This window comes from Sorangium sp. So ce131, from assembly GCF_051519095.1.
GTDB lineage: Bacteria > Myxococcota_A > Polyangia > Polyangiales > Polyangiaceae > Sorangium.
In genome coordinates this window covers 10914060-10933389 of sequence record NZ_CP150455.1, presented here as the reverse complement: position 1 = coordinate 10933389, position 19330 = coordinate 10914060, and the positions used below count along the sequence as shown (strand labels likewise).

Here is a 19330-nt window from a genome sequence, read left to right as displayed (position 1 = left end):
GTCATCCCCCGTACGCGCTAGCGATCGGCGCCTCCGGCACCGGCACCTGCGACTCCGTCTTCTGCTCGCACGCATCGATCCCGACCCCGACGCCATACCGATAAATAAGCTCCCCTCCGAGCCACGCGCTCGCCCCCGCGATCCCGAACCCCGTGGTCGAGAGCGCGATCCCGAGCCCTCGCAGCCCGACCGCCCGCGACGCGATCGACGCCCCGTACAGCCCGGCGATTGCCATGTTCATGGCGCCGTGCACGAACCCGATCCTCCTCGCCGCGCCCCGGGTGGTGCTCCAGTCCGCCAGCCCTGCGAAGGCGGCCACGAGCGCCCCTGCGAGCCCGAGCTTTGCGCTCGCGTCCGCTCCCCTGTGGAGGCGTCGCCCTCCGCCGAGGCCGGCGATGTCGAGCGCGAGCGTGCACGTCCACGCTCCGATGGGGATGGTGACCAGCGCCGGGTGCAGGGGATGCCCGAGGAACTTGCCGTGGAGCACCTTGGCGACGGCAGGTGCTCGCTTCAGGGCGGCCTGGATCCCTTGCTGAAGCGGGTCGGCGATCCGGTCGATCCAGTCCTGCTCCACGATCGCTCCCTCGACTGCCCTTCCGATCATGTTCTCCTCCAAGGCGCGTGCGTCTGGCGCACATCCCACCCACGTTGCCCGGGCCGCCAGCGACCCCGCGGCGCTTCTGACCAGCACGAGCAATCGGTGGACCCCTCGCAATCGGCCTGGGGGTTCTCAGCCTTCCAGCTCCGCCGGGCGGGCCGCTAGGGCAGAGCGCCGCACCGTCGCGCCACCCTGCGCGGCAGATGTGGCGTCTTGCCTCACCTCCTCGGATGGCTTCCTCCAGCACAGTTCGCTTTTGCAATCGCGAAATGCCACGTTTTGCGGGTTCGAAATACCCGTCTCTGCATCAACGGCGAAATACGTTCAAAACGACCCCAGCCGGGATGGCATGGACACTGCTCTATGTCCTCACTGCGCTGCCGGCGCGGCCTTCCCCCCCCCCGAGGCCCCGGCGGCGCTTTTTCTTTTTGTGGCTCTTCGGCGCTGAGCTGAGCTGAGCGGACCCGAGCAGTAGCTGCCCGCGCCGGCGCCCCCCGCCTGCACCCGCGCCTCTCGCCCGCGCCCCACACCCGCGCCCCGAGCCAGCGCCATCGCCCCCCCACACCCGCGCCCCTCGTCCTGCGCGGTGTTCTCTGGTATCCCGCCCATGCCGCGCCGCGCGCGGCCCCCGGAGCGATGCCCCTCCTCGCCGACGTCGCGGTGCCCGTCCCGCTCTCGCAGGCCTTCACCTACGAGGTCCCCGCCGCGCTCGCCGACGGGGTCCGCCCCGGGGCGCGCGTGCTCTGCGACTTCCACCGCCGCAAGCTGCTCGGCGTCGTGCTCGCCGTGAGCGAGCGCAGCGCCGCGATCGACCCCGCGAAGATCAAGCCGCTCGCCGCGCTCGTCGACGCCCGCCCCGCGTTGCCCGCCGAGCTGCTCTCCTTCCTGCAGGAGCTCGCCGCCTACTACTTCGCGCCCATCGGCGAGGTCCTCCGCCTCGCCCTGCCGGCGATCGAGCGCGAGCAGGTGCGGGCGCTCAAGGCCCAGGGCGAGCTCGACGGCGTGCTCGACCTCGCGCGCGCCAAGCAGGTCGGCGGCCGCAAGGTCGCCTTCGCCCGCCCGACCGACGTGATCGAGGAGCCCGGCACCCTCCGCGGGCAGGCCGCCGCGGTGCTCGCGCTGCTGCGGGCGGGCGGCGAGCAGCCGGTCGCGCGCCTCGAGGAGCGCTTCGGCAACGCCCGCAACGCCCTGAAGAAGCTCGCCGAACGGGGCCTCGTCGCCCTGGACGAGCGCGAGCCGCCGCGCGACCCGTTCTTCCGCCTCGCCGAGGAGCGCGACGTGCCCCCCGAGCTCAACGAGGCGCAGGCCGAGGCCGCCGCGCGCATCGACGCCGCGCTCGCCGCGCTACCGCCGCCGCCCGCCGACGGCGCGCCGCGCCCGCACGCGGGCGACGAGCCGCGGGCCGCCGGACCGAGCGCGTTCCTGCTCTTCGGCGTCACCGGCTCCGGCAAGACCGAGGTGTACCTGCGCGCCATCAAGGGCTGCCTCGAGCGGGGCCGCGGCGCCCTCGTCATGGTGCCGGAGATCGCGCTCACCCCGCAGCTCGTCGCGCGCTTCCGCGCCCGCTTCGGCGACGAGCTCGCCGTGCTCCACAGCGGGCTCAGCGACGCCGACCGCCACGCCATGTGGGCGAGCCTGCACAGCGGCCGCGTCCGCGTCGCGATCGGCGCGCGCTCCGCCCTGTTCGCGCCGGTGCCGGCGCTCGGCCTCATCCTCGTGGACGAGGAGCACGACGGCTCGTTCAAGCAGGAGGAGGGCGTGCGGTACCACGCGCGCGACATGGCGCTGCTCCGCGCCCACCGCGCCGGCGCGGTGTGTGTGCTCGGCTCCGCGACGCCCTCGATCGAGTCGGTCGCGCTCGTGCGCCGCGGCAAGCTCGCCGAGCTGCGCCTGCCCGAGCGCGCGCACCGCGAGGCCAGCCTGCCCGAGGTGACGCTCGTCGATCTCCGCCGCTTCGGCCCCGGCCCCTCCGGCGACCCGCTGATCTCGCTGCCGCTCCACCGCGCCCTCGAGAAGACGCTCGCGGCGAAGGAGCAGGCGATCCTGTTCCTGAACCGCCGCGGCTTCGCGCCGAGCGTCGTCTGCGGCTCGTGCGGCACGCTGACGACGTGTGAGGCGTGCTCGGTCGCGCTCACGTACCACCGCGGCCGGCGCCGCGACCCGCCCCGGCCGGCCGGCGCGGTCGCGGGCGCAGGCGCAGGCGCGGGCGCGCCCGCCCCCGCGCCCGCCGCGGCCGAGCTCGACGAGCGGCCCCAGGGCGGGCGGCTGCGCTGCCACTACTGCGACTACATGGGGCCGCTGCCGGAGCGCTGCGCCGCGTGCGGCTCACGGAGCCTGCTGCTCGAGGGGCTCGGCACCGAGCGGCTCGAGGCGACGATCGCCGAGTCGTTCCCGGAGGCGCGCGTGGCGCGCCTCGATCGCGACGTCGCGGGCAAGGACCGGTCGCAGGTGATCCTCGCGCGCATGCGCGAGGGCAAGATCGACATCCTCGTCGGCACGCAGATGGTCACGAAGGGCCACGATCTGCCGAACGTGACCCTGGTCGGCGTGGTGAATGCCGACGCCGCGCTGGGGCTGCCCGACTTCCGCGCGGCCGAGCGCGGCTTCCAGCTGCTCGTCCAGGTCGCCGGGCGCGCGGGCCGGCGCGACCGCCCCGGCCGCGTGCTCATCCAGACGCGCAACCCGGAGCACCCGGCGATCGCCTTCGCCGCGGCGCACAACGTGCCCGGCTTCCTCGAGCGCGAGATCCGCGACCGCGAGGAGGTGGGCTACCCGCCGGCGACGCGCCTCGCGCTGATCCGGGTCGACGCCGTCGACGAGGCCGTGGGCCGCGGCGCCGCGGCGAAGATCGCCGCGTGCGCGCGCACCTCGCCGGAGGGCCTCGCGCGGCGCGTCGAGGTGCTCGGGCCGTCGGCGGCGCCGATCGCGCGCCTGCGCGGGCGGTACCGCTTCCGCGTGCTCCTTCGGGCGCGCGAGCGCGGCCCGCTCCGGATCGCGCTCGCCGCGATCGCCCGGCTCCTCCGGGACGACCTCGATCGGGGCGCGCGCGCGATCATCGACGTCGATCCGGTCTCGATGCTCTGACCGGCCGCGCCCGCGCGCCCGCACGAGTGATCCTCGACGTCGATCCGGCCTCGATGCTCCGACCGGCCGCGCCCGCGCCACGTCATCTCGGCGTGGTGAGCGCGGCGAGCGCCGCGAGCTCCCCGCGCGCCGCGCTCGCCCGCCGCTCGAACTCCGTGCCCAGCCAGTCGAGGAACGGCGCGTCCCACGACGCCCCTTCCGGCCGGGAGGCGACCGCCTCGGCGAGCTCGCGGTCCCAGCGCTCGTAGACCTCCCTGAGCAGCGCGTGCGCCCGGCGGCTCGCGCCCTCGGCCGGGTCCGGCGCGCCGTCCTGGCGCTCGGCGAAGGCGTCCTCGCAGAGGAAGTAGTTGCACGTCGCGGCGCGCAGCTCCGCGCCGATGGTGCAGCCGCGCGCGCCGTGGAAGACGCACTTCGCGCGCCGCGGCGCCGTGCTCGCCTCCCGCCTCCGCACGCGCCGGAGCTCGAGGCCGCGGCTCACGGGGAGGAGGTTCCGCGCGGCGATCTGCTCGAGCAGCCAGCCGCGTCCGCCGAGGGACACCACGCGCCCGATGTCCGTCCAGTCGAGCTCGGGCGGGCTCACGCAGCACCCCGCCGGCCCCTGGGGGCACGCGCTGCACAGGGTCGAGTGCAGCCGGGTGTGCTCAGCGGCCAGCTCCAGACGGATCATCGCTCTCCCTCCGCATCACACCTCGCGCCTCGCGCCACGTCTCCGGCCCGCATCGATGGTTGCGCGCAGCATGGACCAGGGGTCGACGGAATTCACCAACGCATTGCGCGGCCGGCGACGAACTTGCCGGCGCGGGCGCGTTTCTCCCAACCACGGTGTTCGAAACGACGAGAGCTCGCAGTTCCGGGCGCAGGTGGAGAGGGGGTGAATCAGTTATGGTAAGTAACCGGCAGCGAGGTCGGTCTTCGCGTGCGCGGCTAGGCTAGGCGAGGCCAGGTCAGGAGGCGCTGATTGCGGAGAGAAAGGTGCGATCGTGCTTCTCTGGCCGTGGTGAGAGTTGATAGGCTGCGCGGGTATGGGCGAGGCGCTTCCCAAGGAGGTCGGTCGGGCCATTCGCGTGCTCCGGCTGCTGCACGGGCTCAGCTACGCCGAGTTCGCGGAGAAGGCGCACCTCTCTTCGACGTACCTGCGGCAGGTCGAGCGCGGCGAGCGCGATCTCGGGCTCGGCGCGCTGGCGCTCATCGCACAGGGGCTCAACTGCGATGCTCGGCTGCTCCTGCCCGGCGACGGCCGGAGCCCGGTCTCCGCGGTCGTCGCCGATCGTTTCGACCGCGCGCCCGAGGCGCTCCAGGAGGCGATCCTCTTCCTGCTGATCGAGCCGGAGGAGTCGCAGAAGAAGCAGGCCATCCTCGCGCTCATCCAGGACGACACCGAGCGATCGCGGCCGCGTTCCCGGCCTCGCGCGGAGGAGCGCGCCCCGCGGTCCTCCGTCCCGGCGTCGTCGAGCCGGCGCCCCGGGCGGTGAGCCGGCGGGCGTCACGGCCGCTCGGGCGACAGGAAGATCACCGCGCCCCCGGGTGACGGCGACGGCCGCGACGGCGGCGGCGACGAGCGTGACGGCGGCGGCGGCGACGAGCGCGACGGCGGCGGCGACGAGCGCGACGGCGGCGGCGACGAGCGCGACGGCTCGCCCTCGCGGGACTCCGTCTCGTCCAGGGGGTCGAGCCGCGCCTGCGCCAGGGCGTGCAGCGCGGCGAGCGCGCGGACCCGCCGCTTGTAGGCCGTCGAGAGGGGGATTCCGGCCCGGCTCGCGAACTCCGACATCGGCATGTCCTCGAGGTCGTGCGCCACGAGGACCGAGCTGAGCTCGGCGTCGATCTGCTGCAGGATCTCGAGCACGAACAGCCGGTCGGTCTCCGACCCGATCTGCTCCTCCGCCGACGGCTGCTCGAGCTCGGCCTCGTAGTCGTCCGGCAGCGGCACCTCGACCCTGCGCCGGGAGCGCTCGCCGTAGTGAGACGCGGTGTGGACCGCGATCCGGTTCAGCCAGCGGTCGGGCGGCCCGCGCTCCGGGTCGTACTTCGAGAAGCTCACGTGCGCCGCGAGCATGACGTCCTGGGCGATGTCCCTCCGGTCGCGGCGAGGCACGCCGAGCAGGCGCAGCCAGCGCTTGACGAGCACTATCGTTGTCTTGTTAAAAATCCTAGCAAAAGCCTTTTCCTTGTCGCTCGGCGGCGCTGCTCCATCGCTCTCGTGCCCCGTGCCCGGCATCGCGTAACGATCGTTATCACAGGAAACGAAACTTGCAAAACACGGCCGCGGCCATTCCCGGCAAATTTTGACCAAAAAGGTGCGCTCATGTAGGCAAAGGTGGCACTTTCCTGTCCGGCGCCCGCGATCGGCGAGTTGCTTGGAGCAGCGCTGAATCGTGCCGAAATCGGAGGATCCACGATTGTTTTGAGGATGTAACGATCGTTCCTCCAGGCGAGCGTGTGTTCGTCCTGCGTGGGGGAGGCGGCGCGGACGGCGCGGACGGCGCGGACGGCGTGCTGGTCGCCGCGGCTCTGGTCGCCGCGGCTCGCCTTCCTCCCCTGGACGCCACGGCGCCGCGCCGGTAGACACGCGGCCCGAGATGTCCTGGTATTACCGAACGACGCCGGCCCTCCGGCGGAGCAGCGCGCCCTGCTGGCGGCGCGCCGCGGTCGCCCGCGCGGTCCCGGGCGAGGTGCACGTCGCCCATGGCTGCTGACGCGGACACGCCGGGGACGGCGGAGGCGCCGGCGCCGCCCTTGGGCGGCGAGGCGGGGGAGGCCCGGCCGTCGCGCGCGCCTCTGGGCGCCGTGGCGTACTTCGGGCGGCCGGGGACGTTCAGCCACGAGGTCGCGTCGCGGCGGTTCGGCGGGCGCGCGGACCTCACGCCCCGGCGCACCATCTCGGAGGTGTTCGACGCGGTGGTCTCCGGCGCGGCGACCTACGGCGTCGTGCCGATAGAGAACGCGGTGGGCGGCCCCATCTACGACACGGTCGACCAGCTGATCCGCCGCGAGGGGACGCGCGCGGAGCTCGCCGTGTGCGAGGAGCTCTCGCTGCACGTCACGCTGTCGCTCCTCGGCCGGAAGGGCGTCCTGCCGAAGCGCATCTATTCCCATTTCGTCCCGCTCAAGCACTGCGGCGAGTGGCTCCGCGAGCAGTACCCTGACGCGCAGATCCTCGAGGCGGAGAGCACCGCCGAGGCCGTCGAGCGCGCGGCGCAGGACGGCGAGGCCCTCGCGATCGGCAACCGGGGCGCGGCGGCGATCTACAACCTCGAGGTCCTGGTGCCGAAGCTCGGCGCGAAGGGCGAGAACGTCACGCGCTTCTTCATCATCGGGAAGAAGCCGGAGCCGCCGCCGTCCGGCGGCCGCACGCTGCTCCTGTTCGGGCTGGACCACCGGCCGGGCGCCCTGGTCGCGGCGCTGTCCGCGCTGGGCAGACATCAACTCAACCTCACCCGCATCGTCTCGCGCGCGCTGCCCGACAACCCCGAGGAGTACCTCTTCCTCGTCGAGTGCGAGGGCAGCACCGAGGAGCCCGCCTTCCGCGAGGCCCTCGCGCTGCTCGAGCAGCACGCGACCGGCGTGCGCTCGCTCGGCTCGTTCCGCGTCGTCCAGAAATACGAGTAGGGCGCGCCGAGCCGACCGAGATAACCGGGGTTGCCGCGCCGACCGAAATACGCGCGGGCCGCGCCGCGCGAAATACGCGCGGGCGCGCGCCGCGCTGCGCCGACCGAGGCCCGCACGCCCGCATGCCCGTCGCGGCGGTCGCGCGGTCGCGCACCCGTCGAGTAGGCAACCCCACCTCCACGATTCACAACACCGCTCCGCGCCGGCGGTGAAGGTGGGAATATGCCCGCGCGGGGTGGCCTGCGCAACTCGCCCTCTCTTTTCAATGGCCCTCTGCGCCTCGCCTGCGGTTAGAACGCGCGCCGCGTGCACTCTCGCACTCGTCGACAGGCAGGGAAGATGGTTCTACGGTGGCGATGGCTCTTCGTGGTTGCGCCGGCGCTCATGGGCGCTCTGGGCGCGTGTGATCATGGCCGGGGGGCGCCGGCGGTGGGCGACAGCGGCCTGCGCGGCGGGGTCAGCCCGAAGGCCGGGCCGCCCGGGGCGCGCTGCAGCTGCGACGCGGACTGCGGCGGCGAGGCCGCCGTCTGCATGCTCGGGATATGCATGCAGCGCGCGGAGGGACCGTGTGCGGCGCCGAACACCGAGGAGGGCTGCGCGCCCGGCTCCCGCTGCTTCAACACCGATATCCTGGCGGACACGGGGGTGTGTTATCCAATCTACGATCCCGCGACCTGCGAGGGCGTGGAGAACCGTCACGGCCTCTGCTCTCCGCGGCGCGGCGACGGGTGCAACCCGGCGTGCGGCGCCGCGTGCGAGGAGGACACCGTCGCTCCCGGGAGCGTGGGCGCGGCCTGCGACGCGGCCGACGCCTGCGCGCTCCCCGACGCGACCTGCTACAGCGACGCGAGCACCTCGGAGCCGAACGGCTGGGTCGAGGGCTACTGCCTCGCCTTCGGCTGCGAGGGCGACGAGCAGTGCGGGCCGGAGGCGGGCTGCTTCGCCGCGGCGGCGGACGGCTCGCCGCTGTGCATGAACACGTGCGGCAGCGATCTGGACTGCCGGCCCGGCTACGTGTGCCACACGCTCGAGGGCGAGGGCAGGTCCGCCTGCTTCGCCGGGTGCGACGCCGCGGCGACGTGCCCGAGCGGCACGACGTGCCTCGGAGAGCTCTGCGTGTCGGACGAGGTCGCGTGCTCGCCGGACGTGCCGTCCGGGTGGTGCCCGGAGGGGACCACGTGCGACGACGGCGCGTGCCGCAGCGAGCGCTTCGCGTGCGAGGGCGAGGGCGACGCGCTCGAGCCGAACGACGATCTCGGGTCCGCGGTGACCGCGTCGGAGGGCGTCACGGAGGAGCTCACCGTGTGCGCGGGGGACGAGGACTGGTTCCGGATCGAGGTGCCGGAGGGCACGATCGTCCGCGTGGGGGTCGAGTTCCGCGGCGCCGCCGGGGACCTGGATCTCGTGGCGTACGACCGCGAGGGGCGGCTGCTCGGCTCGCGCTACGGCGAGGTGTACCCGTACTCGTACCGCGGCCATGAGACGGGCACGGAGGTGTACGGGTTCTACTCCGAGCGGGGCGGCGCCGAGTACTTCGTCCGCGTCGTCGGCCACGACGGGGAGCAGAACGCGTATCGCCTCGACGTGACGACGTATCCTTACGTCGACGGCCCGAGCTGCACGGGCGCCGGCTTCTCGTCCGACGAGTGCGCCGGCTTCGGCGACGGCGGCAGCGGGCTCTTGCCGTTCCCGTTCCCCGACCCGGACGACTCGGTGGTCGGCGGCGGTTATGTCTGGGAGACCTTCAGCAACTACCGGTTTGCCCGCCGCGAGCTCATCATGCTCGTCCGCGACGCGCTCGCGGAGACGCTCCGGGCCTTCCCGGGGACGACGCCGCTGTCGCTCATCGACGTCTGCCAGATCGACGGCACCACGCCCGGCTACGACGTCGGCAGCCCGCGCCACCCCCAGTCGACGCACGACCAGGGCGGCAACATCGATATCGCGTACTTCCAGACGGACGGCTCGAACGACGGGGTGATCATCTGCGGCGACGGGTCGAAGCACGAGGACGGGTTCTGCTCCTCGACCGCCAAGCGGAACCACATCGTGGATCTCGAGCGCGAGGCGTTCTTCATGGCGCGGCTGTTCCGCTCGCGGCGCACGCGCGTCATCGGCGTCGACGAGGTCATCGCGCCTCTCCTCGCGGAGACAGCGGCCGCGCTGTACGATCTGCCGGCGGACGATCCGAGGAAGATCACCCGCGCCGAGCTCGAGAGCTTCGAGGACCGGATGGCCTACGGCGAGGGGTGGCCGTACCACCATCACCACATCCACCTCAGCATGAGCTGGTGGCCGAGGGATTTCGCGAGCGGCGGGTCCCAGGAGGACGCGTCGTTCCTGGCGTCGCCTGCCATCTATCACGCGCCCGCGGGCCCGGCCGTGCAGCGGATGGCGTGGCCTCCGCGGCCGTAGGGGGGACGAGCGCGCCGCCGAGGGGCGCCTAGGGCTCGCCGAGCTCGCCGGGACGCAGCTCGGCGCCCCTGTCACCTGGGTTGTTGCGCCGCGCTCCTGCGCCTGCCCGCCCTGACGGCCCGTCTCTTGAGCAGGAGAGGAAGGCTCTGGAGCACGTCGACCCGATCCGCGACCGCCAGCAGGATCCAGTGAGGAAGCCGGTGATCCGGGGCCGCGTAGGCCACGCGGCGCAGCGCGCCGCTCGCCCCCCTCGGCGGCAGGGCCGTGCTGAACACCGGGGTCGGGCGGGCGAGCCCTGAGTGAATGAGCACCCGGCCCTCGATCGGCTGCCGCTCGGGCTCTATCCAGTGCGTGCACGAAAGAAGGTGCGGCGGCGCCTCTCTCGGGACGCCGGGCCTGTCCTCCGGGCACAGATCAACTCCCCAGTACGGTAGCTCCTTCGGCCGCAGGATCGCGGCGATCTCGGCTTCCATGGTCGCCTCCTCGATGACGGAGCTCACTTGGCCCCCGATGGAATGAGCACGCATTTGATGATCCCGTCGGTCTTCGACGCGAACAGGCGGTACATCTCCGCGGCCGCCTCGAGCGGGACGCGGTGGGTGATGAGCGGCCTGGGATCGAGGTTCCCCTTGCGGATGTGCGCGAGGAGGTGGGGCATGTACCGCTTCACGTCGCACTGCCCGGCCTTGAGCGTCAGGCCCTTGTTCATGGCCGCGCCCACGTCGACGAGGTTCCACGGCGGCCCGTAGACGCCGACGATCGAGACCCGCCCGCCGCGGCGGACCGACTGGATGGCCCAGTTGAGGGCGACGGGCGAGCCGGCCTCGAGCATGAGCGTCTTGCCGAGCACGTCGTGCAGCGTCGAGCCGCTCGCTTCGAGGCCGACCGCCTCGATGCAGACATCCGGCCCGCGGCCGTCGGTCATGTCCCGGAGGACGGACACGACATCAGGGACCTTGCTGAAATCGAGCGTCTCTGCGCGGCTGTACCGGCGCGCGAAATCGAGGCGGTAGCCGACCGAATCGACGGCGATGACCCGGCGCGCGCCGAGGAGCCAGGCGCACCGCTGGGCCACGAGGCCGACGGGCCCGCAGCCGAAGACGGCCACCGTGTCCGCAGGGCCGATGTCCCCCATCTCCGCGGCCTGGTACCCCGTGGGGAGGATGTCCGAGAGGAAGAGCACCTCCTCGTCCGAGAGGTCGTCGGGGATCTTCATGGGGCCGACGTCTGCGAAGGGGACACGGACGCGCTCGGCCTGGCCGCCCTGGTAGCCGCCGGTGGTGTGCGAATAACCGAAGATCCCGCCAGCGATCGTGGCGAGCGGGTTCGTGTTCTCGCAGGCGGAGGTGCGCTCCCGCTGGCAGAAGAAGCACGTCCCGCAGGCGATGTTGAACGGCACCACGACGCGGTCGCCGCGCTTCAGGGTCTGCACGGATGGCCCGATCTCCTCCACGACGCCGGTGAACTCGTGGCCGAAGATGGTGCCGACGCGCGTGTCGGCGATGTAGCCATGGTAGAGATGCAGGTCAGAGCCGCAGATCGAGGCGCGGCTCACGCGGAGGACGACGTCGTTCGGATGCTGAATCCGAGGCTCCGGGTTTTCCTCGACACGGACGCATCTCGGCCCATGGTATGTGAGCGCCAGCATTCGCATTACCTCCCACGCTGCATCGATGAGCGATGCAAGGAGCGAACCCGGCGGGCGCGCTCGTGAGTGAGACCGGCGTAGGCATCGGCGCTCCGCGAGCTCGCCGCCCGGAGGCCAGGGACGACGGTTGTCCATCACTCGCGGAAGTGCTGGCGCGTCGGCACGTCCTCCTTGCTGGCGCAGAGATCCTGCGACCTCGGGCGTGGTGGGGACAGCGGCGGCGTGACGAGCTCCGTCCCCGACGCACGGATCGCACGCCCCTTCACCTCGTGCTCGACGGCCGCGAGGACGCAATTGTCCGTCACGAGGCTGTGTTTCACGGCGGAGGACGGCGTGGACCGCCGGGGGCCGCAGCTCCGCTCGCGATGGGCGACGCGGCTGAAGACGAGCGGCGCTTCGATCTTGACATCATCGCGCCGTTTCGCTTGTCCTTCACCACCAACACCCCCTCCAGATCGTTCGAAGAAGAAGAGATGTCCACGCAGCACCCCCTTTCGGCGTTCTCGATCTACCTGTCCGGTCGGCACCAGGTCCTGCTGTCGATCGCGAATGAAATCACCGAGAGGCTGGACGCGTGCGCCTCGAGCGAAGGCGGCTTCTCGCACGACGCGAGGACGCGTGCGTCGGACCTGATGTGGCTGTGGACGCTGGGGGCCTACGAGGTGATCAGGACCATGTGCCAGGCCCAGAGGTGCTTTTCGGAGCGCTTCTACAGGGCGATATCGGACCTGAAGGTCGATCTGGAGCGGGTCAGGGTGCCGAACACGAAGCTGGAGCGGGTCAAGTACAACCGACGGGAGAGGACCATCCCGGTGGCCTCGGATCGAGGGCCGGACGTATGGGACGACGCCAGCAAGGACCTCCTGGTGGGAGATCCCGCGGATGCTGTTTCGGCTCGCAGGCTGCTCGCGAGCTACGAGAGCGTCATGTCGTCCCTGACCCGCGACGATGTGACGATGAGCCATGAGGACTCGTTCGAAAGGACCACGTGATGTGGCCGGGTGGTGGCATGAACAAGCACCGTTCTTGTCGATGGCTGTGCGGCACGACCTTGCTCGCGCTCGGAGTCGCGGCCCTCTCTGGCTGCTCTGACAGGGGGGATGTGCCTGACAGCGGTCCGGGCGGCGCGTCCAGCGCGGGCGGCTCGACGGGAGCGGGCGGCCATGGCGGCGGCGCCGGGACGACGGGCGCCGGCGGGGCTGGCGCGGGCGGTGGCGGCGCTGGTACGGGCGGCGCAGGCGAAGGCGGCTCCGGAGGTCCTGGAACGAGCAGCTCCGGGACCGGCGGTTCCGGCGAGGGGGCGGGTGGCTCGGGCGGCACGAGCGCCGGCAAGTTCGTCGGTAGCACGACGACGAACCACGCCGTGCGCGACGACTTCATCCAGTACTGGGACCAGATCACGCCGGAGAACGACGGCAGCTGGGCCTCTGTCGAGATGTCCCGCGGCGTTCGAGACTGGAGCAGGCTCGACGCGGCCTACGCGTACGCACAGGACCACGACATCCCGTTCATGCAGTACACTTTCGTGTGGGGCAACACGCCTCCGATCGGGATCGCGAGCCTCCCCGCGGAGGAGCAGCGGCAAGCCGTCAGGGACTGGATGCAGGCGTTCTGTGAGCGGTACCCCGAGACGAAGTACATCAACGTCGTCAACGAGCCGCCGCCCCACACCACGCCTGTCTTCAAGAACGCCATCGGAGGCGACGGCGAGAGCGGCTACGACTGGATCGTCAACTCCTTCAGGTGGGCTCGCGAGCTCTGCCCGGGCGCGACCTTGATCCTCAACGATCACGGCAACATCGAGTACGAACGCGAGCACGACCACTTCGTCGAGATCGTGAAGGCGGCGCTCGAAGCGGGCGCCCCGATCGACGGGCTCGGCGCCGAGGCCCACGACGTGTACAGGACCGACACCGACACCGTGAAGGGCTACATCGACGGGCTCGCCGCCACGGGACTGCCCGTGTACATCACCGAGTACGACATCCCCCTCGCGGACGACGACGAGCAGCGCAGGGTGATGGAGGAGCAGTTCACGATGTTCTACAATCACAGCGCCGTCAAAGGCATCACCTTCTGGGGTTACGTCGTCGGCTCCACCTGGCGGACCAACACGGGCCTCCTGCACCCGGACGGCACGATGCGGCCGGCCATGGCCTGGCTGATGGACTTCCTCGATCGCGGTGAGTGATCCCCCCACCTCCCCGTCGTGAGGACACCATCTCTTACCGGGAGGTGGTATCGATTCGTCCTCCACGCCGCGCGACGCGCCGCGGGCGGCCCGGACGTGACGCGGTGGCCTCGCTGGAGTAGACGGCCAAGAGGCGCCACCTTGATCTCGAGCGCCTGGAGGTTCGTACGTTTATGAGAGGCAAGGTCGCCCTCGTCACGGGTGCAAACGGGTTCGTCGGACATTACATCGTGAAGCGCCTGTGCGAGGAGGGCATGCGGGTCCGCGCCCTCGTGCGTCGCCCCGAGGCGCGGGCGGAGCTCGAGGCGATCGGCGCCGAGACGACGCTGGGCGAGGTGACGGAGAAGGGCGCTCGGGAGGAGGCCGTGCGGGGTGCGCAGTTCGTGGTGCATTGCGCGGCGTCGGCCTCGTCGGAGCTGGACGAGGCCCGGCGGGTGAACGTGGACGCGACCGCGGCCCTCGCCGAGGCCGCGCTGGCCGCCGGCTGCGAGCGCTTCGTGCACATCTCCACGATCGCCGCGTACCAGCTCAGGAACCGGGAGGGCGTGCTGGACGAGGCCGCGCCGATGGAGGCGCAGGGCGACGCCTATGCGGTGAGCAAGGCCGAAGGGGAGCAGGCGCTGTCCGCGGTGGCGGCCCGGGGCCTCCCCACCGTCGTCCTCCGCCCCGCGGCCATCCTCGGCGTACACCCCACGTCCTTCTGGGGCAGCGTCCTCCCCCGCACCATCGCGGCCGGCCAGCTCCCGCTCGTGGACGGCGGGGAGGCCATCATGGGGTATCTCCACATCAGCACGCTGGTCGAGGCCGTGGTCCGCTCGCTGCGCGCCGGTGAGGCGGTCGGGCAGGCCTTCAACATCGTCGACGGCCACTTCCGCTGGCGCGAGTACACCGCCTTCTTCAGCACCGGCGCGCTGCCCGCCGCCACGGCGGACCAGGTGCCCGCGTTCATGAGCTTCCGGGGGAGCTTCTCGACCGAGAAGGCTCGGCGCGCGCTGGGCCTCGCCCCACGAGACAACTTCGCGTCGAGCATGGCGGAGATCACCGGGGCTCCTTGATCAGGGCGTATACACCTCGGCCGTGGAGACGGCCCCGCCGTTCTGGCCTCCGAGCACGAGCACCTCGTCGCTCGGGAGCAGGCTCGCCGTGAACCCGTAGCGGCCCACGGCCATCGAATCACGGACCACGAGGGCGGGACGGGGGGGCACGGCACCCCGGCCGGTCAGCCGGGCGCGCCGCGCCGGCTCAGGGCACGACGGTGATCCGGTCGAGCGCGGGCGGCGAGACGGGCGAGCGCTGCGCGAAGTAATCCCGTATGGCGTCGAGATCCACCGCGCCGCCCAGGCGATCGGTGCCCTCGACGAGCACCGAGAAGCTGTCGCCGCCGCTCGCCAGGAAGCTGTTCACGGTGACCCGGTACGTCTGCGTCGCCTCGATGGGAACACCGTTGATCTGGATCGACGCGATATCGACCTTGCTGCCGATGGGCGCGCTCTGGCTGTAGGTGTACGTGAAGCCCTCGGAGACCTGCAGGATCCGACTCCGCACGACGCCCATCGCGTCCAGATAGAACTGCTGCTCCAGCAGCCTGTCGATCTGCTCGCCCGTGAGGGTCATCACGACCAGGCTGTTACCGAACGGCTGGACGGTGAAGATCTCGCCGAAGGTGACCAATCCGTCCGTGGTCTCCGCGCCGGACGCCGCGTACCCCAGATCGGCGCGCACGCCGCCCGGGTTCATGAACGCGACCTGCGCCCCGCCGAAGCTCGCCGGGCGCGTGGCGGCGAGCTGGGAGTCGGCGATCACCGCGCCCATCGTGAACAGCCCGGCGCCCATGGGGGGGACGGAGCGATCGAGCGTCGCCGTGATCGTGCCGATCTCGACGCTGGCCAGCGGCGCCGCGAGGCCCTGATAACGGGTCACGAGCGCGCCCAGCCCCGCGTCGGGCGCCTCGCGCGTGACGACCACGTTGTTCGCCGTCTTTGCCGTCACATCGCCCGTGCTCCGGCTGATCTCCAGATCGATGTCGGTGATCAGACGGCCGGCCGACGCCGCGCTCGTCACGATCTTTTCATCGATGATGCAATTGTACGCCTGGTGTGTATGCCCGCTGGCGATGACATCGACCGCGGGATCGAGGTCCTCCGCGATGGCGACGATGGGGCCGGAGATCCCCGGGCACTCGTTGTAGTGGCCTGTCGGGAGCCCGCCCTCGTGGAGCACGACCACGATCGCCTCGATGCCCTGCGCCTGGAGCTCCGGGACGATGGCGTTCACCGTGTCGACCTCATCCCTGAACGAGAGGCCCGCGACGCCGATCGGGGTCACGATCGACGGCGTGTCCTCGAGCGTCATGCCGATGAAGGCGACCTTCACGCCGTCGAACTCGCGGATGTCGTAGCGCGGGAAGAGCGTCCTGCCGCTCGTCGTGTCCACGACGACGTTGGCGGCGAGGAATTTGAAGCTCGCGCCGCCGAAGAAGGTGCCGTCCGTGCAGCCGTTGGTCGGGCTGCACCCGCCGTACTGCATCCGGAGGAGCTCGGCGGTACCCTTGTCGAAATCGTGGTTTCCGACCGCGTTGATGTCGAGGCCGACCAGGTTCATGGCCTCGATCGTGGGCTCGTCGTGGAACAGCGCCGAGACGAGCGGGCTCGCGCCGATGAGATCGCCGGCCGAGACCACCACGGTGTTCGGGTTCGCGGCGCGGAGCGCGGCGAGGTGCGACGCGAAGAACGCGACGCCGCCCGCGTCCACCTGCGTCGCGTCGGGCATCCTGATCTTGCCGCCGCTGCCGGCGGGGGGCTCGAGGTTGCCGTGGAAGTCGTTGAAGGCGAGGACCTGCACCCGCACGGTGTCCTCGCCGCCGCCGGAGCCGCCGTCGCCGCCGTGGCCACCATCGCCGCCGCCGGCATGGCCACCATCGCCGCCGGAGCCGGTCGCGCCGCCGGAGCCGGTCGCGCCGCCGGAGCCGGTCGCGCCGCCGGAGCCGGTCGCGCCGCCGGAGCCGGTCGCGCCGCCGGAGCCGGCCGCGCCGCCGCCTTCACCGCCGCCGCCCGAGGCGTCGAGGGGGTTCGCCTCGTCGTCCCCACTGCAGCTCGCGCTCACCACCGGCGGGACGACCAGCGTGGCGCCGAGCAGGACCACCTGCCACGTTCGCGCCCACCGCACGGGGATCCTGGACGTTCCAGTCGATCTCATCGCTGCTCCTTCACCGTTTGCTGTGCTCGCTGCCGAGAGCTCTCCCCATGCTCGGTTCGCCCGGCAACGGCCGTGTGGACGCCGCGCAGCGGCCTCATGGCTGGCCACGGCCTCGGCTCCAGAACGCCACCACGTCCTCGGGCCGCTCGCGCTCGCGCAGCACCCGGAGCTCGCCGGCGTCGACGCCGAGCACGGCCGGGATGCCGCGGCTGCAGTGGCGGGACCACATGCTCAAAGTATACGCGCCCGTGTCGCGGATGAGCACGAGATCCCCGGGCGACAGCTCCGGCAGCGGCAGGTCGCGGGCCAGCACGTCGCCGCCGAAGCAGAGCGGGCCCGCGAGGGTGCACGGCGAGAGCGGCCCCTCCTTCGGCGCGGCGTCGGGGTCGAGCGCCGCGAAGTCGTGGTGCCAGTCCTCCGGGTGGTACGCGCGGCGCAGCAGGAAATCGGCCCCGAGGTGGAGGATCGCGGTGCGCCCGGCCGAGTCCTCCTTCACGTACTCCACGCGCGAGACCGCGAAGCCGCAGCCGGCCTGGACCCAGCGGCCGAGCTCGGTGACCAGCGTGGTCCCCTCCTCGAACAGCGTCGGGACCTCCCGCCGCAGCGCGGCGGCGTAGTCCTCGAGCAGGGGAGGGCGGTCGGTGCTCCGGTAAGCGACCGGCAGCCCGCCGCCGATGTCCAGGGTGCCGGCCGCGCCCTGCCCGAGCGCGCGGCGGATCTCCTGGCGCAGCGCCTCGACGCGGCGGATCCCCTCGACCAGGAGCGCGAGCCCGCAGCCCTGCGAGCCGACGTGGACGTGCAGGCCGGCGAGCCAGGGGTACCGCGCGAAGGCGGCGCGCACCGCGCCTTCCTGCTCGAGGGGGACCCCGAACTTGGAGCGCCGGTCCGCGACGCTCGTGATCGCGATGCCGGCGGCCCCGACCTGCGGGTTGATGCGCAGCCCGACGCGGCCCGCGGCCGCCCCGGGACGGACGAGCTCGTCGATGCGCCCGAGCTCGTCGAGGTTGTCGGCGTTGAGCCGGACGCCGAGGCGCAGGGCCTCCGCGATCTCGGCGCGGGTCTTTGCGGGCGAGTCGTAGACGATGTGATCCGGGGGGCACCCGGCCGCGAGCGCGAGCTTCACCTCCTCGAGCGAGGCGGCCTCGAGCCCGGCGCCGCAGTCGACCGCCGCGCGGAGGACCTCGACGAGGGGGTTCGCCTTGATGGCGACCGTGTGGAGGGCGCCCGGCGGGAACGCCGCGCGGACGCGCGCGATCCGCGACCGCATGCGCCCGAGATCGTGGAACAGCGCCGCGGGCTCCACATCCATCCCGCGGCGCAACGCCTCCCGGAACACGCGCGCCATGCTCCCGGGATCCAGCCGGTCCATGTCGACCATGAGGGCCCTCCTACCGCACTTTGACGCACCCTGGCAGGGGCGGTGGCCCGCTTCAAAACGTCCCCACGCCGGTGAGCCCGGCCTGGGTCCCGGTCGCGTACGGGATCACGACCACGCGCGCGCCGCCGGCGTGGTCGGCGCGGTAGTGGAGCAGCCTGGGCAGCGCGTAGCCGGCGCCGAGGCCGAGGGCGCCGCTGACGAGGACGTCGGTCGCGTAGTGCTTGTCGGACGTGATCCGGAGCGTGGCCTGGACGCCGGCGGCGGTCAGGGCGACGCCGCAGGCCACGTGGTCGGGCCAGCCGCCGCCGTAGAGCGGGAGGTGCAGGTGGTGGGCGCAGATCAGCCCCGCGCCGGTGGTGGCCATCAGCGTGTGGCCGCTCGGGAAGCTCACGTTCTGCTTCACGGGGCCCTCGACGCAGTGCGGATGGTACTCCGGGTCCGCCGCGCACTCGCGCACGTACGGGCGCTCGCGCCCGGCCACGCGCTCGACCAGGATCGAGGCGACGCCGGAGATCGCGAGCGACTGCGCGTTGATCATCAGCATCTGCCAGGCGACGTCGCTGCTCCTCCAGCCCGTGACGGCGACCGTGTCGACGATGACGGGGTAGAGCATCAGCCCGTAGTAGAGCGCGTCGCTCACGCTGGCCGCGGTCGCGCGCGCCGCGCGCGACTCGGCGCGGAGCGCGCCGCGGATCCCCTCGTCGAAGCCGTTCTCCCAGCGGCCGGAGTCGCCCACGGGCAGCTGGTCGACGAGGATCGCGCTCAGCCCGAGCCCCGCGGTGACGGCGTGCTCGAGCGGGCTGACGCGCGGATACCGCTCGTCCCATCGCAGGCTGGGGCCGGCCTGCGCGCGCGGGCCCGGCGGCGCGGCGGGGCTCCTCGGGGCCGGAGCGGGCGCCGGCGCAGGTTCCGCGGCGGGCGCCGGCCCTTCCGCGGAGGGCTGCGGCGGCGCCGATGGCTGGCCCTGCGCCTCGGCCTGCGGCGCCGCGACCGCGAGGAGCGCGCCGAGCGAGAGGGCCGGCGCGCGCCGGAGCCATCGAGTGCTCGAAGCCATGGTGTCGTCAGCGCTCACGCCTAGCAGGGCCGCCGCCCGCTCGCTAGGGCTGCCATCGCAGCCGTCCATCGCGCCCGCAGCCGTCCATCGCGCCCGCAGCCGTCCATCGCGCCCGCAGCCGTCCATCGCGCCCGCAGCCGTCCATCGCGCCCGCAGGC

At 72.3% G+C, this 19330-nt stretch carries 17 protein-coding genes; 7 read left to right on the top strand and 10 right to left on the bottom strand.

Annotation, left to right across the window (positions count from 1 at the left end):
* Window position 1: 1 nt before the first annotated feature.
* Window positions 2-604, bottom strand: a complete 603-nt coding sequence (locus WMF43_RS39800; RefSeq protein ID WP_437673066.1) for a DUF2231 domain-containing protein — start codon at window positions 602-604, stop codon at window positions 2-4.
* Window positions 605-1234: 630 nt separating this feature from the next.
* On the opposite strand from WMF43_RS39800, the gene priA reads away from it, so the two are divergent.
* Complete coding sequence (gene priA, locus WMF43_RS39795) at window positions 1235-3682, top strand: replication restart helicase PriA (RefSeq protein WP_437673064.1); 2448 nt, start codon at window positions 1235-1237, stop codon at window positions 3680-3682.
* 82 nt (window positions 3683-3764) lie between these two features.
* Here the strand turns inward: priA and WMF43_RS39790 are convergent, their stop codons facing one another.
* A complete protein-coding gene (locus WMF43_RS39790; RefSeq protein ID WP_437673062.1) occupies window positions 3765-4349 on the bottom strand; it encodes a hypothetical protein in 585 nt (194 codons plus the stop codon).
* 355 nt (window positions 4350-4704) lie between these two features.
* Between WMF43_RS39790 and WMF43_RS39785 the strand changes: the two genes are divergently transcribed.
* Window positions 4705-5154 carry a helix-turn-helix domain-containing protein gene (locus tag WMF43_RS39785; RefSeq protein WP_437673060.1) on the top strand — a complete coding sequence of 150 codons (450 nt, stop codon included), beginning with the start codon at window positions 4705-4707 and terminating at the stop codon, window positions 5152-5154.
* An 11-nt stretch (window positions 5155-5165) separates the two neighbouring features.
* Here WMF43_RS39785 and WMF43_RS39780 read toward each other — a convergent pair whose 3' ends face one another.
* Complete coding sequence (locus tag WMF43_RS39780; RefSeq protein WP_437673058.1) at window positions 5166-5810, bottom strand: RNA polymerase sigma factor; 645 nt, start codon at window positions 5808-5810, stop codon at window positions 5166-5168.
* Between the two features lie 557 nt (window positions 5811-6367).
* Between WMF43_RS39780 and WMF43_RS39775 the strand changes: the two genes are divergently transcribed.
* Window positions 6368-7291, top strand: a complete 924-nt coding sequence (locus tag WMF43_RS39775) for a prephenate dehydratase (protein ID WP_437673056.1) — start codon at window positions 6368-6370, stop codon at window positions 7289-7291.
* 339 nt (window positions 7292-7630) lie between these two features.
* The gene (locus WMF43_RS39770; protein ID WP_437673055.1) at window positions 7631-9706 is read left to right on the top strand and encodes a PPC domain-containing protein; all 2076 of its coding nucleotides are present in this window, start codon (window positions 7631-7633) and stop codon (window positions 9704-9706) included.
* Window positions 9707-9777: 71 nt separating this feature from the next.
* Here the strand turns inward: WMF43_RS39770 and WMF43_RS39765 are convergent, their stop codons facing one another.
* The 3 genes from WMF43_RS39765 to WMF43_RS39755 form a co-directional block, all read right to left on the bottom strand.
* Window positions 9778-10179, bottom strand: a complete 402-nt coding sequence (locus WMF43_RS39765) for a hypothetical protein (protein WP_437673053.1) — start codon at window positions 10177-10179, stop codon at window positions 9778-9780.
* A 23-nt stretch (window positions 10180-10202) separates the two neighbouring features.
* Window positions 10203-11354 carry a zinc-dependent alcohol dehydrogenase gene (locus WMF43_RS39760; RefSeq protein WP_437673051.1) on the bottom strand — a complete coding sequence of 384 codons (1152 nt, stop codon included), beginning with the start codon at window positions 11352-11354 and terminating at the stop codon, window positions 10203-10205.
* Window positions 11355-11488: 134 nt separating this feature from the next.
* A complete protein-coding gene (locus WMF43_RS39755; RefSeq protein WP_437673049.1) occupies window positions 11489-11659 on the bottom strand; it encodes a hypothetical protein in 171 nt (56 codons plus the stop codon).
* A gap of 60 nt (window positions 11660-11719) precedes the next feature.
* Between WMF43_RS39755 and WMF43_RS39750 the strand changes: the two genes are divergently transcribed.
* From WMF43_RS39750 to WMF43_RS39740, 3 genes are all read left to right on the top strand, one after another.
* On the top strand, window positions 11720-12346 hold the full coding sequence (locus WMF43_RS39750) for a hypothetical protein (RefSeq protein ID WP_437673048.1): 627 nt from the start codon (window positions 11720-11722) through the stop codon (window positions 12344-12346).
* 110 nt (window positions 12347-12456) lie between these two features.
* Window positions 12457-13545: an endo-1,4-beta-xylanase gene (locus WMF43_RS39745; protein WP_437673046.1), complete on the top strand. Its 1089-nt coding sequence runs from the start codon at window positions 12457-12459 to the stop codon at window positions 13543-13545.
* Window positions 13546-13718: 173 nt separating this feature from the next.
* Window positions 13719-14600 (top strand): NAD-dependent epimerase/dehydratase family protein, encoded by an 882-nt coding sequence (locus tag WMF43_RS39740; protein WP_437673044.1) that lies wholly within the window; start codon window positions 13719-13721, stop codon window positions 14598-14600.
* Here WMF43_RS39740 and WMF43_RS39735 read toward each other — a convergent pair whose 3' ends face one another.
* The 4 genes from WMF43_RS39735 to WMF43_RS39720 form a co-directional block, all read right to left on the bottom strand.
* Entirely contained in the window at window positions 14601-14750 is a 150-nt protein-coding gene (locus tag WMF43_RS39735; RefSeq protein ID WP_437673042.1) for a hypothetical protein, read from the bottom strand.
* A 37-nt stretch (window positions 14751-14787) separates the two neighbouring features.
* Window positions 14788-16740 (bottom strand): bifunctional metallophosphatase/5'-nucleotidase, encoded by a 1953-nt coding sequence (locus tag WMF43_RS39730; protein WP_437673040.1) that lies wholly within the window; start codon window positions 16738-16740, stop codon window positions 14788-14790.
* 94 nt (window positions 16741-16834) lie between these two features.
* The gene (locus WMF43_RS39725; protein ID WP_437673038.1) at window positions 16835-18118 is read right to left on the bottom strand and encodes a diaminopimelate decarboxylase; all 1284 of its coding nucleotides are present in this window, start codon (window positions 18116-18118) and stop codon (window positions 16835-16837) included.
* A gap of 52 nt (window positions 18119-18170) precedes the next feature.
* Window positions 18171-19172 carry a phosphatase PAP2 family protein gene (locus WMF43_RS39720; RefSeq protein WP_437673036.1) on the bottom strand — a complete coding sequence of 334 codons (1002 nt, stop codon included), beginning with the start codon at window positions 19170-19172 and terminating at the stop codon, window positions 18171-18173.
* Window positions 19173-19330 lie beyond the last annotated feature (158 nt).